The organism is Streptomyces griseoruber (assembly GCF_001514205.1).
GTDB classification, from domain to species: domain Bacteria; phylum Actinomycetota; class Actinomycetes; order Streptomycetales; family Streptomycetaceae; genus Streptomyces; species Streptomyces griseoruber.
In genome coordinates this window covers 164,880-179,778 of sequence record NZ_KQ948780.1, presented here as the reverse complement: position 1 = coordinate 179,778, position 14,899 = coordinate 164,880, and the positions used below count along the sequence as shown (strand labels likewise).

Annotated in this window: 14 protein-coding genes; 3 read left to right on the top strand and 11 right to left on the bottom strand. The window is 73.1% G+C overall.

The window, feature by feature from the left end:
• Positions 1-123 precede the first annotated feature (123 nt).
• Positions 124-1,314: an ROK family transcriptional regulator gene (locus AQJ64_RS36150; protein WP_055636915.1), complete on the bottom strand. Its 1,191-nt coding sequence runs from the start codon at positions 1,312-1,314 to the stop codon at positions 124-126.
• A gap of 126 nt (positions 1,315-1,440) precedes the next feature.
• Here AQJ64_RS36150 and AQJ64_RS36145 point away from each other — a divergent pair, with 126 nt between their 5' ends.
• On the top strand, positions 1,441-2,652 hold the full coding sequence (locus tag AQJ64_RS36145; RefSeq protein WP_055636914.1) for an MFS transporter: 1,212 nt from the start codon (positions 1,441-1,443) through the stop codon (positions 2,650-2,652).
• Here the strand turns inward: AQJ64_RS36145 and AQJ64_RS36140 are convergent.
• On the bottom strand, positions 2,612-3,070 hold the full coding sequence (locus tag AQJ64_RS36140; protein WP_055636913.1) for an acyl-CoA thioesterase: 459 nt from the start codon (positions 3,068-3,070) through the stop codon (positions 2,612-2,614). The two genes, AQJ64_RS36145 and AQJ64_RS36140, sit on opposite strands and share 41 nt — an antisense overlap.
• 293 nt (positions 3,071-3,363) lie before the next feature.
• Between AQJ64_RS36140 and AQJ64_RS36135 the strand changes: the two genes are divergently transcribed.
• Positions 3,364-4,110, top strand: coding sequence for a DUF5995 family protein (locus AQJ64_RS36135; protein ID WP_079062142.1), 747 nt, complete (start codon positions 3,364-3,366; stop codon positions 4,108-4,110).
• A gap of 4 nt (positions 4,111-4,114) precedes the next feature.
• Here AQJ64_RS36135 and AQJ64_RS36130 read toward each other — a convergent pair whose 3' ends face one another.
• The 8 genes from AQJ64_RS36130 to AQJ64_RS36095 form a co-directional block, all read right to left on the bottom strand.
• Positions 4,115-5,818, bottom strand: coding sequence for a flavin monoamine oxidase family protein (locus AQJ64_RS36130; RefSeq protein ID WP_059203334.1), 1,704 nt, complete (start codon positions 5,816-5,818; stop codon positions 4,115-4,117).
• A 59-nt stretch (positions 5,819-5,877) separates the two neighbouring features.
• Entirely contained in the window at positions 5,878-6,657 is a 780-nt protein-coding gene (locus AQJ64_RS36125) for a carbon-nitrogen hydrolase family protein (protein ID WP_059203333.1), read from the bottom strand.
• 167 nt (positions 6,658-6,824) lie between these two features.
• On the bottom strand, positions 6,825-7,919 hold the full coding sequence (locus AQJ64_RS36120; protein WP_240512959.1) for an MFS transporter: 1,095 nt from the start codon (positions 7,917-7,919) through the stop codon (positions 6,825-6,827).
• A gap of 97 nt (positions 7,920-8,016) precedes the next feature.
• Positions 8,017-9,483, bottom strand: coding sequence for an HAD-IA family hydrolase (locus AQJ64_RS36115; protein WP_055638507.1), 1,467 nt, complete (start codon positions 9,481-9,483; stop codon positions 8,017-8,019).
• A gap of 74 nt (positions 9,484-9,557) precedes the next feature.
• On the bottom strand, positions 9,558-10,631 hold the full coding sequence (locus AQJ64_RS36110) for an ABC transporter ATP-binding protein (RefSeq protein WP_079062141.1): 1,074 nt from the start codon (positions 10,629-10,631) through the stop codon (positions 9,558-9,560).
• A gap of 3 nt (positions 10,632-10,634) precedes the next feature.
• Complete coding sequence (locus AQJ64_RS36105) at positions 10,635-11,447, bottom strand: ABC transporter permease (protein WP_055638502.1); 813 nt, start codon at positions 11,445-11,447, stop codon at positions 10,635-10,637.
• Positions 11,435-12,331, bottom strand: coding sequence for an ABC transporter permease (locus tag AQJ64_RS36100; RefSeq protein ID WP_055638501.1), 897 nt, complete (start codon positions 12,329-12,331; stop codon positions 11,435-11,437). The genes AQJ64_RS36105 and AQJ64_RS36100 overlap by 13 nt, the downstream gene beginning before the upstream one ends.
• Positions 12,328-13,473 carry an ABC transporter substrate-binding protein gene (locus AQJ64_RS36095; RefSeq protein ID WP_055638500.1) on the bottom strand — a complete coding sequence of 382 codons (1,146 nt, stop codon included), beginning with the start codon at positions 13,471-13,473 and terminating at the stop codon, positions 12,328-12,330. Before AQJ64_RS36095 ends, AQJ64_RS36100 begins: the two co-directional genes overlap by 4 nt.
• Before the next feature lie 219 nt (positions 13,474-13,692).
• Here AQJ64_RS36095 and AQJ64_RS36090 point away from each other — a divergent pair, with 219 nt between their 5' ends.
• A complete protein-coding gene (locus tag AQJ64_RS36090; protein WP_055638499.1) occupies positions 13,693-14,433 on the top strand; it encodes a GntR family transcriptional regulator in 741 nt (246 codons plus the stop codon).
• Between the two features lie 5 nt (positions 14,434-14,438).
• Here AQJ64_RS36090 and AQJ64_RS36085 read toward each other — a convergent pair whose 3' ends face one another.
• Positions 14,439-14,891, bottom strand: coding sequence for an Lrp/AsnC family transcriptional regulator (locus AQJ64_RS36085; protein ID WP_055638498.1), 453 nt, complete (start codon positions 14,889-14,891; stop codon positions 14,439-14,441).
• Between the last annotated feature and the right edge of the window lie 8 nt (positions 14,892-14,899).

Sequence of the window (14,899 nt, the reverse complement as noted above, 5' to 3'; positions counted from 1 at the left end):
ACGCGCGCGCAGGACTCGGTGAGCGGCACAGGTGCGTGGGCTCGGTGGCCGACACCGCGTGCATGAGGATCGGTCGGCCCGCGGGCGCAGGCACGGTGGGCCTGCCCGCCCGCGGCGGCCGTCTCAAGGTGTCCCGAAGAGTTCCCCCTGCGCGGACTCCCTGGCGGTGAGCAGCGCTCCGCGCAGGACCGCCGTGCCGCCGAGCAGGCTCGGCCGGACCTCGGTGGGCAGGGGTGTCATCCGCCGGAGCCGCTCGGCCACCCGCCCGGCCAGCTCCGGCCCTCCCGCCTGACCGATCTCGCCGGCGAGGACCACGCACCCGGGGTCGAGGACGGCGACGACCGAGGCGACCCCGATCGCGATGCGGTCGGCGAGGGCGTCGAGGAAGAGAAAGGGAGGCGATCCCTCCGGGGCGCCCTTCGCCAGAGCCTCCCGCACCACGGCGGCCCCGGACGGCTCCTCGCCCTCCGCGCGGGCCGTCAGCCCGTGCCGCGCCGCCAGTGCGGTGATCGCCGCCGAGCCGGCCAGGGAATGGAAACCTCCCTCGCAGTCCGCGGCGGAGGGGAGCCCTCCCGTGCCCGGGACCGGAAGGAAACCTATCTCTCCGGTCCCGCCGGAGGCGCCGCGGCGCAGGGTGCGATCGAGGACGACGGCGGCGCCGGTGCCGTGGCCGAGCCAGAGCAGGACGAAGGTGTCCCGGTCCCGGGCGGCACCCTCCCGCTGTTCGGCGAGGGCGGCGAGGTTGGTCTCGTTCTCGACGCTCACGCGCGCGTGCGGGAAGCGTTCCTGAAGGGCCGCCACCAGACGGCGGTGCCATTCGGGCAGACCGATGGAGTTGCGCAGTTCTCCGCCGGCCGGGTCGATCAGCCCGGGCGCGCCGATGCCGACGGTGTGCAGCCGGTCGGCGCCGGCCTCCTTCACGGTCCGCTCGACGAGCGTCACCGCCTGCTCCACGGCCGGACCGGTGCCGATGTCGCCGGCGATCGGCGCGGAGGCCTCCGCCAGCACCCGGCCCACCAGGTCGGACACACGGACGGCGACCCCCTCGGTGCGCACGTCGAGCGCGGCGAGCTGGGCGCGGTCGGCGACCAGGCCGTACAGCTTGGCGTTCGGGCCGCGCCGCTGCTCCCCCGCCTCCCCGGCGACCTCGATCAGCCCGGCGGCCGTGAGGCGTTCGACGAGGTCGGCGACCGTCGGCCGGGACAGGCCGGTGAGTTCCTTCAGCCGTCCCGCCGTCAACGGGCCTTCGTCCTGGAGCAGTTGCAGGGCCAGCCGGTCGTTGATGGCCCGGGCGGTGCGCGGCGATGCGGGCATGCGGGGAATCCTCCCACGGGCCGGACGGGCGCCGGTCCGAGAGCGCTCTCTTTTTATCAGGCAGGGTTCCTGATAGTTTACGGCAGCACCGCGCCGGAGCGGTGCGCGGCCGGGAGGGGCGGAAGAATGAGCGAAGTGGTCCACGCACCGTCCCAGGTACGGCGCGCCCGGTACGCCGTGGCGGCCGTGTTCACCGTGCACGGCGCGGTGACCGGCTCCTTCGCCACCCGGGTGCCGTGGATCCAGGACCACGCGGGGGTGAGCGCGGGCCAGTTGGGGTTCGCCCTCGCCTTCACGGCGTTCGGCGCATCCTGCTCGATGCCGCTGGCCGGCCGCATCGCGCACAGCCTCGGCACCCGGACGGCCCTGGGCCTGCTGATCTCCCTGTGGACGCTCTCCCTGACCCTGCCGTCGCTCGCGCCGAACCTGGCGACCCTGTGCCTGGCGATGTTCGCCTACGGCGCGACCTCGGGCATGGCCGACGTGGTGATGAACGCGCTCGGCGTGGAGGTGGAACGGCTGCTCGGGAAGTCGATCATGTCGGGGCTGCACGGCATGTGGAGCGCCGGGGCACTGATCGGCTCGGCGGGCGGGACGCTCGCGGCGCATCTGGGCGCGGACGCGCGGGTGCACCACGCGCTGGCGGCCGCCGTTCTCACCGCGCTCGGTCTGCTGGCCTGCCGCTGGGTGCCGGACCTGCGCCCGCAGGACGACGAGGAGCCGCCGCCGCGCTTCGCACTGCCGCCCCGCTCGGCCCTGCTGATCGGCGCGGTCGGCTTCTGCGCGGTGTTCGCGGAGGGGGCGAGCCTGGACTGGTCGGCCGTGTATCTGCGCGATCAGCTGGAGACCTCGGCCGGGCTCGCGGCGGCCTGTACGACCGGCTTCATGCTGACCATGGCGGTGGCCCGGCTGGTGGGCGACGCGGCGGTGAACCGCTTCGGCGCGGTGCGGACCGTGCGGGCGGGCGGGGTGCTGGCCGCGCTGGGCGGGCTGCTGATCGTGTTCGCCGGGCATCCGGCGGTGGCGATGGCCGGGTTCGGGCTGATGGGCCTCGGGATCGCCGTGGTCGTACCGCTGTGCTTCGCCGCGGCCGGGCACAGCGGGCCTAACCCCAGTCAGGCCATCGCGGGCGTCGCGACGATCACGTACACCTCCGGGCTGATCGCCCCGAGCCTGATCGGCGGGGTGGCTCAGGCGACGAGCCTGGTGGTGTCGTTCGGCGTGGTGACACTGCTGGCGTGCGGGCTCGCGGTGTTCGCGGGAGTGCTGCGCGGCGGCGGGCGGACCGGTGCGAAGGTCAGTCCGCGGGCCGCAGCAGTGCCCGACCCGCGGCCCTGAAGCCCTCGCTCCACGGCGTCGGCCGCAGGGTGGCCGCGTCGAGCCGGACGAGGACCCGGGTCCCGCGCGCGTACGTCGCGCCCCCGTCGGCCGAGCAGAAGCGGAAGCCGTACGTCAGCCCGGTGGTGCCCAGCCGCTCCAGCCAGAGGTGGACGGCGTACGTGCCGGTGCGGGTGACCGGGGCGTCGTAGCCGATGAGCAGCTCCTTGACCACGTTGCAGGCGTCCCCGGCGCTCGCCCAGTCACCCTCGAAGCGGACGCCGTTCGCCTCCCAGAACTCGGTCCACGCGCGCTCGACCAGCAGCGGGTAGCGGGCGTTGTGCAGCATGCCCAGTGCGTCCAGGTCGTCGAAGTGGACGGTGACGGGGATCAGCCGGCCGTACGACAGGGCGGGGGCGATCGGGGCTTCGGCGGTCACGGGCGGGGCTCCTGTGCATGTATGAGGCAACGACACCATCGTACGGGGTCGCTAAGCGGTCGCTCACCTTCCGTTCGCCCGACGAGCGGCTCACCCGGCCCCGCACGGTCGGGCTCGGCGCCCAGCACGTGGTGGCGATGTTCGGCGCGTCCTTCGTCGCGCCCGTCCTGGTGCGAGGCCGGTGCCCTGCCGGCCCCCTCCCGCCTCCCGCGCGGCGGGCCCCGTTCCCCCGTTCCGGGGAAGCGTCGGGCTCGCCGACACGCGGGGCGGCCCAGGGCTGCGACCCTTCCCCCATGCCGCAATTGGAACAGTTCATCCCGCCCCTGGACACGGTCCTCGTCCCCCCTGCGGACAGGGCCGTCGACCCGGCTCCCGACGCGACCGTGCACGACGTGATCGCCCGGATGCGGGCCCTGGACGCGGCCCTGCCGGCCGCCGACGGGATCGCGGTCTTCAACCGGGTGTACCTCGCCGTGACCGAGGAGGTCGACCGGCGGATCGACACGGGCCGTTTCCCGGACGCGCGGGCCGCGCGCACGCTGGACCTGCGGTTCGCGGAGCGCTATCTGGCCGCGGTGGACGCGGCCGAGGCCGACCGGCGCCCGCCCGCCTGCTGGCGCCCGCTGTTCCAGATGCGCCGCCATCCCGGCGTACGGCCGCTCCAGTTCGCGCTCGCCGGCATCAACGCGCACATCGGGCACGACCTGGCGCTCGCCGTCGTCGACGCCTGCCGCGACCTCGGCTGTGAACCGGCCGATCTGGCGGACGAGTACGAGCGCGTGGGTGACCTGCTCGTCGCGCTGGAGGAACGCGTCCGCGAGGAGCTGATGCCGGGCCCCGACCTCCTCCAGATCGCCGATCCGCTCACCCATCTGCTGGGCTCCTGGAGCCTGGAGCGGGCCCGGGACGCCACCTGGACGGCGGCCCGGGCGCTGTGGGCGCTGCGCCGGCTGCCCGACGTCGCCGAGGAGTTCACCGAGCGCCTCGACACGGCGGTGGGTTTCGCCGGGCGCATGCTGCTCACGCCCCTGCGGGACTGAGACCTCAGTCCTCCGGCAGCTCGACCGGGGCGATCTCGTCGTACACGTCACCCGGGCCCGGGTTGGCCGCGTCGGTCGCGCCGCCGAAGTGGTGCATCACGCCCCACACCGCGTTGAGCGCGGTCTGGACGGCCCCCTCGGCCCAGCCCGCCGTCCAGGAGATGTCGTCGCCGGCGAGGAAGATGCCCCGCTTCTCCTCGGGCAGCCGGTCCTGCATGAAGTGGGTGAACAGGCGCCGCTGGTAGCGGTAGTGGCCGGGCAGGTTGGCCTTGAACGCGCCCATGAAGTAGGGCTCGTTCTCCCAGGAGACGGTCACCGGGTTGCCGATGACGTGCTTCCTGATGTCGACGTCGGGGTAGATCTCGCCGAGCGACTTCAGCATGACCTCCATCCGCTCGTTCGCGGACAGCGGCAGCCACTTCAGGCTGTCGTCGCACCAGGTGTAGGAGAGGCAGATGACGGCGGGCCTGTCCGGACCGTCGTCGAGGAGGTAGGTGCCGCGCGTCATACGGTCGGTGAGCGTCATCGACATGACGTCACGGCCGGTCCGCTCGTCCTTGTCCAGCCAGAACGGCCGGTCGACGGGCACGAAGAGCTTCGAGGACTCCATGTAGTGGGTGCGCTCGATCGCCGTCCAGTGGTCGATCGGGAACAGCGAGTCGTCGCAGTCGATCTTCGACAGCAGCATCCAGGACTGGGCGGTGAAGATCGCCGCCCGGTAGGTGCGGATGTCGCCCTTCGCGTCGGTCACCGTGATCCGGTGGCCGGCCGTGCGGTGCAGCCGGGTCACGGCCGGGCGGGGCTCGCCGCCCTCGTGCAGGCTCGCCAGCGAGGTGCCGTACGCCCAGTGGACGATCTTCTCCGGCTCGCGCTCCCACAGGCGCACCGGCAGCTGCTGGGAGCCGCCGACGATACCGCGGTGGTGGTCGTCGGCCTCGGTGTAGACGACGCGCAGGATCTCCAGGATGGAGTTGGGGAAGTCGGTGTCCCAGCCGCCGGTGCCGAAGCCGACCTGGCCGAAGATCTCCCGGTGCCGGAACGACCTGAAGGCCTCGGAGTCGCAGAGGAAGCCGTAGAAGGTCTGGTTGTCGAGCTTCTCGACGAGCTTCGCCCAGATCTCGCGGATGCGCGGCACGTCCCGCTCGCGCATCGCGCGGTTCATGTCGGAGAAGTCGGCGCCTTCCTCGAGGCACTTGTTCCAGGCCTCGGCGACATCGCGGTAGACCTGCGGGAGGTCGTCGATCGTCTCGGCGTAGTGGGACTCGCCCTTGAGGTCGACGACCGTCGAAGGGGTCGCCTCGGCAAGGGGGTTGGGGAAGGGGCTGGTCTCGAGCCCCACCAGGTCGATGTAGTGCTGGAGGGCCGTGGAGGAGGGCGGGAAGCGCATCGCGCCCATCTCCGCGGTGAGCCCCTCGGCACCGGCGCCGTCGAAGCCGACGGTCCGCAGTCGCCCGCCGATCCGGTCGGCCTCGTACACGACGGGCTTCAGGCCCATCTTCATCAGCTCGTACGCGGCCACGATGCCCGACAGCCCGCCGCCGATGACCGCGACCTCGGTGCCGTGCTCGGTCGCCGGTATCTGGCCGAGGCCGGCCGGGTGCGCGAGGAAGTCGTCGTACGCGTACGGGAAGTCCGGGCCGAACATGGTGATCGGGGGCTGCTGCGGCTCGTCGGTGTGCTCGACGGCGTTGGGCACCATGGACGTCATGGGGTAGGGGCTCCTTGCGGCTTACGGCGTGCGACGGACGACAGGGAAGTGCGGGGGGCTCAGACGTAGAGCTCGGGTCGCCGGTCCCGCAGATACGGGTTGGCCTCGCGGGACGCGGCGAGGAACGCGGGGTCGGCGTCGGCGAACACCAGTTGCTCCTCACGTCCGGCACGGGCCCGGCCCACCCCGTCGGGGCCGGCGAGGGTGGAGAGCCCGACGAACTCGAACTCGCCCTCCCGGCCGACCCGGTTGACGTAGGCGACGTACATCTGGTTCTCGAAGGCGCGCACCGGGATCATCGACTCGGCGACGAACTGGAACGGGTGCATCTGCGCGGTCGGGACGAGCAGGAGGTCCGTGCCGGCCAGGGCGTGGGCCCGGACGTTCTCCGGGAACTCGACGTCGTAGCAGATCAGGAGGCCGACGGTGAGCCCGCCCAGCTCGGCCTGGACGACCGCCCGCTCCCCCGGGACGAAGTGGTCGTGCTCGAAGCAGCCGAAGAGATGGGTCTTGCGGTAGTTCGCGAGCCGGGTGCCGTCGGCGGAGATCAGCTGCGCCGCGTTGTACACCGTCTCGCCGGACCGCTCCGGGTAGCCGTAGGCGACCGCGACCCCGTGCCGGGCGGCCAGCTCGGCGATCGCGTCCGCGGAGTCGCCGTCGGCGGGCTCGGCGAGGCGCGCGATGTCCGCGCCGATCGCGTAGCCGGTGAGGAACAGCTCCGGCGCGACCAGCAGCCCGGCGCCCGCGGCGGCGGCCCGGCCCGCGGCCTCGTCGAGGACCTTGAGGTTCTCGACGACCGAGCCGGGGCGGCCGGAGCTCTGGAGCAGGGCTGTGCGCATGCGGGATCCTCACCGGGCGAAGGGGGGTCGGGGGGCCGCCCGGACCGTTTCGGGGGCCTACTAGACGGTACGGTCGGGCGCTCCGCCCGGACAAGGAGAAGCCGTTGCGCGCCCGGGAGCGATTCGTTGCGTACGCCGACCGCCGCGCGGCGATTCGTTGCGCGCCCTCACCGGCGCCTCCGCCGGGCCACTCCCACCGCCGTCACCAGGTACGGCACCGCGCACAGCGCGAACACCGTGCCGTGCGGGAACGTCGAACCGAGGGCGCCGTACGCGCCGTAGACACCGATCGTCAGCACCTCGGTGCCGAGGCCCGCGACGGAGGTGAGGGTGGCCCGGCCGGTGCCCTCGATGCGCCGCTGGAGGCGGGCGTCGGCGACGACGGTCGCGAGCTGGAAGCCGCCGAAGGCCAGGGCGACGAGGGCGATGCCGGCGGGGCTGCCGGTGAGCGCGCCGAGGGCCAGGGCGAGCGCGGAGCCGGTGAGCAGGGCGGCGAATCCGGTCCGGCCGAGCCGTTCGGCGGGGCCGGTCAGCAGGCTGCCGGCGGTGGCTCCGGCCCAGAGCAGCATGAGGAAGTACGGGACGGCCGGCTCGGGCACCCCGGTGTCCCGCACCAGCAGGGGCGTGTACTCGTCGAGGGCGCCCCACACCGCCGCCACGGCCGGGACGAGCAGCAGGGCGCCCCGCACCGAGCGGTCGCGGCGGGCGTCGCCGAGGCCGGCCCGCAGGGCCGCGGCCCAGCTCTCGCCGTGGTCCGGGGCGGTCCGGTGCTCGGGGAAGCGGGTCGCCGTCGCGGCGCACAGCAGACAGGCCAGCACGCTCGCCGCGCCGACCGCCGGGTAGCCGCCGGCCGCGAGGACCGGTCCGGCCAGGCCCGTCGCCGCCGTCACGGCCACCTGGCCCGCCGCGTGGGAGCGGCCCATCACGCGCGCGTACCGGTCGGCCGCGCCGAGCCGCTCCAGCTCCTCGTAGACCAGCGCCTCCAGCGCACCGGAACCCAGTGCTCCGCGGACGCCCCACAGGACGAATCCGGCGGCGAAGGCCCCGTAGGACGGGAAGAGCACCCACAGGGCGAAGCCGGCACCGCCCAGCAGCGGGCCCAGCCACAGCAGCAGACGGCGTGAGACGGCGTCGGCCCAGGCGCCGGAGGGGACCTCCAGCAGGACGCCGGTGAGGGACCACAGGACGAACAGGGAGGAGATCTGGCCGACGGACAGCCCGGTGTCCGCGAACAGCAGCGCGTACACCGGGTAGAGCAGCACGAACTCGTCGAGGAACGCGTACGCGTAGAGCGTGGCGGTCAGCCGACGGGTGCCGGGGGCGGTCGTGGATCAATGTCGCCAGGTCATGCCACCGATGTTAGACACCGTCCGGACCGCTGCCCAGCCGGTTTCCGGGGACGGCGAAGGTGGTGATCACCGCCGCGTGGTCGGAGGGCCAGTCGTTGTCCTCGACGTCCGGCCACGGGGTGGGGCTGCCGGTGACGTACGTCCGTGAGTCCAGGACCGTGAGGCCCCGGTGGAGCACGAAGTCGATCCGGTCCTGGGGCTCGGGGCGGCCGCTGCCGTCCTCGTGCTCGGCGTGCACCGGGGACCAGGTGTGTCCGGGTTCCCGTACGGGGTCGGGGTGGGCCTCGCGGTAGGAGTCGGCGAGACCCGCCCGCTCGGCCGCCCTGGTCACCGGCCAGGCCACGTCCGGCCAGTCGAGGTGGGAGGGACTGTTGAAGTCGCCCACGAGAACGACCGGCACCGCCGGGTCGAGCCGGCGCAGGGCGTCCCGCAGCTGGGCGAGCCGCACCTCCTCGTGGGCGATCAGCTCGGCGGCCGGCAGCCCGTCGAAGGCCGCCTCGTAGGGGCCGTACGGCGTGTAGTCGAGGTGGACCGTCCAGACGTCGGCCTCGGTGCCGTCCACGTCGAGCCGGACCCCGGCCGCCCCGTAGAAGCCCACGTCCGGGTCGCCGAGGACGGCGGTGATCGGGTGGCGGCTGATCACGCCGAGGTTCTCCCCGGCCCGGTGGTGGTGCCAGCCGAGCGCCTCGGCGAGTTCCCCGGCGGCGGTGCCGTACGTCTCCTGGAGGCCGACCACGTCCACCTCGGCCTCGGTGATGGCCTTGAGCTGCTTGGCCCGGTGGTCGTGGACCTTGGTGCCGCCGTACCAGAGGTTCCAGGTCATGACCCGCAGCCTGGGCGGGGTCAGCGCGCGCAGCCGCTCGGGGGTCACGCCCTCCAGGCTGGTCAGCACGGTCCGGCCGGGGGCGGCTCCGACGGGGGCCAGCGAGGGCACCGCGAGGACGGCGCAGCCCGCCGCCTCGGCGGAGGCGACACCGGTCTCGGTGTCCTCGACGGCCACGCAGGCCGAGGGGTGGACGCCGAGGGCGCGGCAGGCGGCGAGGTAGGGGTCGGGGGCGGGCTTGGTGTGCTCGGTGTCGTCCGCGGTCACGGAGATCGCGAAGCGGTGGGCGCCGAGCGCTGCGAGGACGGTGTCGGCGACGGTGCGGGGGGAGGCGGTGACCAGGGCGGTGGGCACGCCGTCGCGGGCCAGGGCGTCGAGCAGGGCGAGCGCGCCGGGGCGGGGCACGATGCCGGTGCGCACCCGGTCGGCGAACTCCCGGTGGAGGGTGTCGGCGAGGTCCGCGGCCGGCCGGCCCGTGGTCGTGGCCAGCCAGTCGGCGGTGTGTTCCACCGGTCGGCCGAGCACCTCCGGCTGGTCCGCTTCGGTCAGGGCCCGGCCGGCCACCCGTTCCACCGCCTCCCACCACAGCCGCTCGGTGTCGACGAGCGTGCCGTCCATGTCGAACAGGACGGCCTGGAGCGGGAGTCGGGACACGGTCACTCTCTTTCTGCGGGGGAACGGAATCCGTGGGGGACTCCATGGGGATCCGTGGGGGATCTGTGCGGGGATCAGGGGGTGCGTGCGGCGACCAGGACCGGCCGCTCGGGGAGCGACACGGTGACGGCGGTCCCGGCGCCGAGGCCGCCGGCCTCGTGTGCGGGCAGGTCGGCCTTCACCTCGGTGCCGTCGGCGAGCCGGACGGTGACGCGGACGGCGGCGCCCAGGAAGGACGTGGCGACCACGCGGGCGGATCCGTCGCCGTCGGTGCGCACGCCCACCGCTTCCGGCCGCACCAGCACATCGACGTCCGGGCCGGCCGGTACGGGTCCGTCGACGGGCAGCCGCTGTCCGAGCACCTCGACGCCGCCGTCGGCGAGCCGTCCGGGTATCCGGCTCATGGTGCCGACGAACTCGGCGACGAAGGCGGTGGCGGGCCGGCCGTACAGCTCGGCGGGCGGCGCGCACTGTTCGAGCCGTCCGGCGTGCATCACGGCGACCCGGTCCGCCATGGACAGGGCCTCCTCCTGGTCGTGGGTGACGAACAGGGTGGTGATGCCGAGGTCCTGCTGGAGCCGGCGGATCTCCTCGCGCAGACTCAGCCGGACCTTGGCGTCCAGCGCGGACAGCGGCTCGTCGAGGAGCAGCACACGGGGGCGCAGGGCGAGGGCGCGGGCCAGCGCGACGCGCTGCTGCTGGCCGCCGGAGAGCTGGTGCGGGAACCGGCCGCCCTTGTCGGCGAGACCGACCAGCTCCAGCAGCTCGGCCGCCCGCGCCCGCCGTTCGGAGGTGCGGACCTTGCGCATGCGCAGTCCGAAGGCCACGTTGTCGAGCGCGTCGAGGTGCGGGAAGAGGCTGTACGACTGGAAGACCATCCCGGCGTCGCGGCGGTGGGCCGGGACCCGGGTGACGTCCTCGCCGTCGATCAGCACCTCGCCGGAGTCGGGGTGTTCGAACCCGGCGAGCATGCGCAGCGCGGTGGTCTTGCCGCAGCCGGAGGGGCCGAGCAGGGCGAGGAGTTCACCGGGGCGGACGGTCAGGTCGAGTCCGTCGAGGGCGACGGTGGGCCCGAACTCCCTGCGCAGGCCACGGAATTCCACGGTGGCTGCGGTCGTCGCCGTCGTGTCGGGCGCGGTCACGGTCATGGTTCATCCCCGGGATGCGGTTCGGGTACGCCCGCCGGCACCGGCGAGCGCGAGGAGCAGGACCCATGTCACGAGCAGGCTGAGCACGGACACGGCGACGGAGAGCTGGGCCTGCGAGCCGCTGACGTTCACGATCCACACGGCGAACGGCTGGAAGCCCAGCAGCTGGGCCACGGTGAACTCGCCGAGCACCAGGGCCAGGGTGAGGAAGGAGGCGTTGAGCAGGGCCCCGCGCAGATTGGGCAGCACGGCCTGGACCAGCGCCTGCGGCCAGCCGGCGCCGCAGCTGCGGGCGGCCTCGACGAGGGTGCGGACGTCGACGGCGCGCAGACCGGCGTCCAGGGCCCGGTACACGAACGGCAGCGCCATCACGACGTACGCGAGGACCAGCACGAAGGGGAAGTCCGGGTTCTGGATCGCCACGAAGGTCTGGAACAGCGGGGTGCGGGAGAGGTGCTCCGGCCCCCACTTGAGCACGGTCCCGATGCCGGCCACGAACGCGATCGGCGGTACGACCAACGGCAGCGAGCACACGACTTCGACGACCGGCCGCAGCCGGGGCGCGCCGAGCCGCAGCGCGACCATGGCGGGCACCATCAGCAGCAGGACGACGGCGATGGTGGCGGCGGCCAGTTCCAGCGAGAGCAGCAGGCTGGAGGTGAAGCCGTCGGTGGAGAAGATCTGGGTGTAGGCGTCGAAGGTGACTCCCTGGCCGGGCACGTCGACGGTGAAGACGACGGACGCGGCGAGCGGGACCAGGAAGTACAGCCCGGCGAGGCCGAGGACGCCCCACCGCCACAGGGTCAGGCGAGCCATCGCGCGCTCCTCCGTTGCAGGGGCAGGTACACGGCCATGACCAGACCGGCGACCAGGACCATGTCGAGGCTGAGGGCGAGCGCCACGTTCTCCTGGCCGACCAGGACGTTGCCGGAGATGGCGTCGGCGATCTGCAGGGTGACCAGCGGGATGGAGCTGCCGACCATCGCGGCGGCGGTGGCGTACGCGGCGAAGGCGCTGCCGAAGAGCAGCACGAGCCCGCCGAGCAGCGAGGGCAGCAGCACGGGCAGGGCCACGTGCCGCCAGTACTGCACGGGTGTCGCGCCGTTGTTCTGGGCGGCCTCGCGCCACTGGGTGCGCAGGCCCTCCAGGGCCGGGGTGATGGTGAGGACCATCAGCGGGATCAGGAAGTACAGATAGACGATCACCAGGCCCCAGAAGCTGTAGAGGTCCCAGCCCTGGTCGGCCAGGCCCAGGTGCCGGGTGAGCACGCCCGCGTTGCCGAGGGTGGCGACGAAGGCGAAGGCCAGCGGGACGCCGCCGAAGTTGGCGAGCACTCCGGAGGCGGTGAGCACGGCCTCGCGCAGGGCGCGGAACCGGGAGGTGACGACGGCCTGGGCGAGCGGCAGCCCGAGCAGGACGCCGAGGGCGGCGGAGACGGCCGACAGCTTGACGCTGCCGAGCAGGGCGGTCAGGTACGCCCCCTGGAGCGAGGCCGTCAGATTGCCGGTGGTGTAGGAGGTGGCGCCGGTGGCCGGGTCCTTGGCGGTGAACGCGCCGTCGAGCATGGCCAGGGCGGGCAGCCCGAAGGCGAGCGCGGTGAAGGCGAGCAGCGGGACGACCGCGAGCCAGCCGAGCGACCGGCGCCGCCGCTTCACCGCAGCGGCGGGCGCCGAGTCGACCCGTACGGCGGTGGCCGTCATCCGGAGACGGCCTTCGCCCAGCCCTGGCCGAGCACCGTCTTGGCCTTGCTCTGCTGGTCCTCGGTCGGGAAGGCGGGCGTGCCGGAGACCTCGGGCAGCTTGGCGGCGGCCGTCTTGTCGAGGGTGCCGGCCTTCTCCAGGGCGGTCATCAGGACCGGGCGGGCGTAGCCCTTGAGCCAGAGGTTCTGGCCCTCGGCGCTGTAGAGGTACTCCTGCCACAGGCGGGCGGCCGCCGGGTGCGGGGCGTCCTTGTTGATCGCCTGGGAGTAGAACTGGGAGAACTGGCCGTCGGCCGGGACGGCGACCTTCCAGTCGACGCCCTTGGACTTGAACTCGTCGGCGTACCCGGCGTTGAGGTAGTCCCAGTCGATGCTGATCGGGGTCTCGCCCTTCTCGACGGTGGCCGGGGTGGACTCGACGGGCGTGTAGTTGCCGTTCTTCTTCAGCTTGGCGAAGAAGTCGAGGCCGGGCTGGATGTCGTCGAAGGAGCCGCCGCTGGCGAGGGCGGCCGCGTAGACGCCGCCGAAGGCGGAGCCGGACTTGGTGGGGTTGCCGTTGAGCGCGACCTGGCCCTTGTACTGCGGCTTGAGCAGGTCGGCGAAGGTCGTCGGACAGGTCTTGACGCGCGCCGCGTCGCAGCCGATGGAGATATAGCCGCCGTAGTCGTTGTACCAGCGGGCCTGGGCGTCCTTCTGCCCCTCGGGGATGTCGGCGTACGAGGCGACCTTGTACGGCGCGAGCAGCCCCTGCTGGGCGGCGCTCAGGGCGAAGGAGCTGCCGAGGTCGAGGACGTCCGGCGCGCGGTCCTGGCCCTTGCGGGAGGTCACGGCGTTGATCTCGTCCTGGCTGGAGCCGTCCGGGTTCTCGACGGCAATCTTGATGCCGTACTTCTTCTCGAAGCCGTCGATGAGGGCACCGTAGTTGGCCCAGTCGCGGGGCAGCGCGATGGCGTTGAGCTTGCCCTCCTTCTTCGCCGCCTTCACCAGGGCGTCGAGGCCCCCGAAGTCGGCGGCGGAGGTGGCCGTGGCGGCGTTCTTGCCGTCGGCGGTGGTGGTGGAGTCGTCGGGGGCGGCGCCACAGGCGCTCAGGGCGAGGGCGGCGATGACACCGAGGGCGGCGGTTCTCGGCAGGGACACGGTCACGGCTTCTCCAGGGGACGCGCGAGGGTGCGGGAGATCAGGAGACGGGGCGAACTTGTCTGAACAAGTTGGCCCCAGTAACCACGCCGCTGATGTCCCCCCGGTAAACTCCCGTGAAACCCTGATCCCTTATTTCGCGCACACTCCGGGCTGCCGCTCCTCACGTTTCGATGTCGACTACGCTGGTCAGGCTGTGCACAGCAGCTGGAGCGAAGGGGAAGCATGGCGGCCCGACACGAGGAGATCGCCGACGCACTGCGCCGGGCGATCGACCGCGAGGAGTACACGGTGGGTGCCCGGCTGCCCGCCGAGACCGACCTCGCGGCCCGCTACGGAGTCTCCCGCGGCACGGTCCGCCAGGCCGTGGCGGCACTGACCGCCGAGGGGCTCATCGGCTCCCGCCAGGGCGCCCGGCGGGTAGTGCTGGCCAGCCGCCGCAGCCAGAGCTTCGCGGAACTGCGCAGCTTCGCCGAGTGGGCGCGGGCGATGGGCCGCGAGGCGACCGGGCAGGTGGTGGCCCAGCAGTACCAGCCGGCCGGCCACGAGGACGCCGTCCGCCTCCAGCTCCCCCTCGGCACCCCGGTGCTGCACGTCCTGCGGGTGCGCGGGCTGGACGGCGAGCCGGTTCTGCTGGAGCGGACCGTGTACGCCGACTGGATCTCCCCCGCCGTCGAGCCGATCGAGCCGGACTGCCCCTCGGTGACCCAGCGGCTGCTGGACGACACCGGGCTGGTCTTCGCCTACGGCGAGCATGTCATCGACGCGGTGGCGGCGGGCGCGCAGGACGCGGAACTCCTCGGCGTCCGCCGCACCAGCCCGCTGCTGCGGGTCCGCCGGGTCACCACGACCCACGAGGGCCGCCCCGTGGAGTGGTCCGACGACCGCTACCGCTCGGACGCGGTGAGCTTCAGCGTCCACAACTCGATCGGCAACAACGCGCTGGCGCGCAAGACGGCCGACTGAAGCGCTCAGGTGGGCGAACCGGACGAGAACCGGCGCAGCAGGGGGGACAGCACCAGCACCGACTTGGTGCGTTCCACGAAGGGCTCCCCCGCGATCCGCTCCAGAACCCGCTCGAAGTGGCGCATGTCGGCGGCGAAGACCTGCGCGACCGCGTCGGCCTCGCCGGTGACGGTGGAGGCGGCCACGACCTCCTGGTAGCGCTCCAGGCCCCGCTGGATGGTCTCCGGCGAGGTGTTGCGCCGGCAGTAGATCTCGACGAACCCCTCGGTCTCCCAGCCGAGCGCCGCCGGGTCCACCCGCACGGTGAAGCCGGTGATGGCGCCGGTCGCCCGCAGCCGGTCCACGCGCCGCTTCACGGCGGGCGCGGACAGACCGACCAGGTGCCCGATGTCCGCGTAGGAGCGGCGGGCGTCCTCGGCGAGGGCGTGCACGATGCGTTCGTCGAGATCGTTCAGCACGGTGGGTG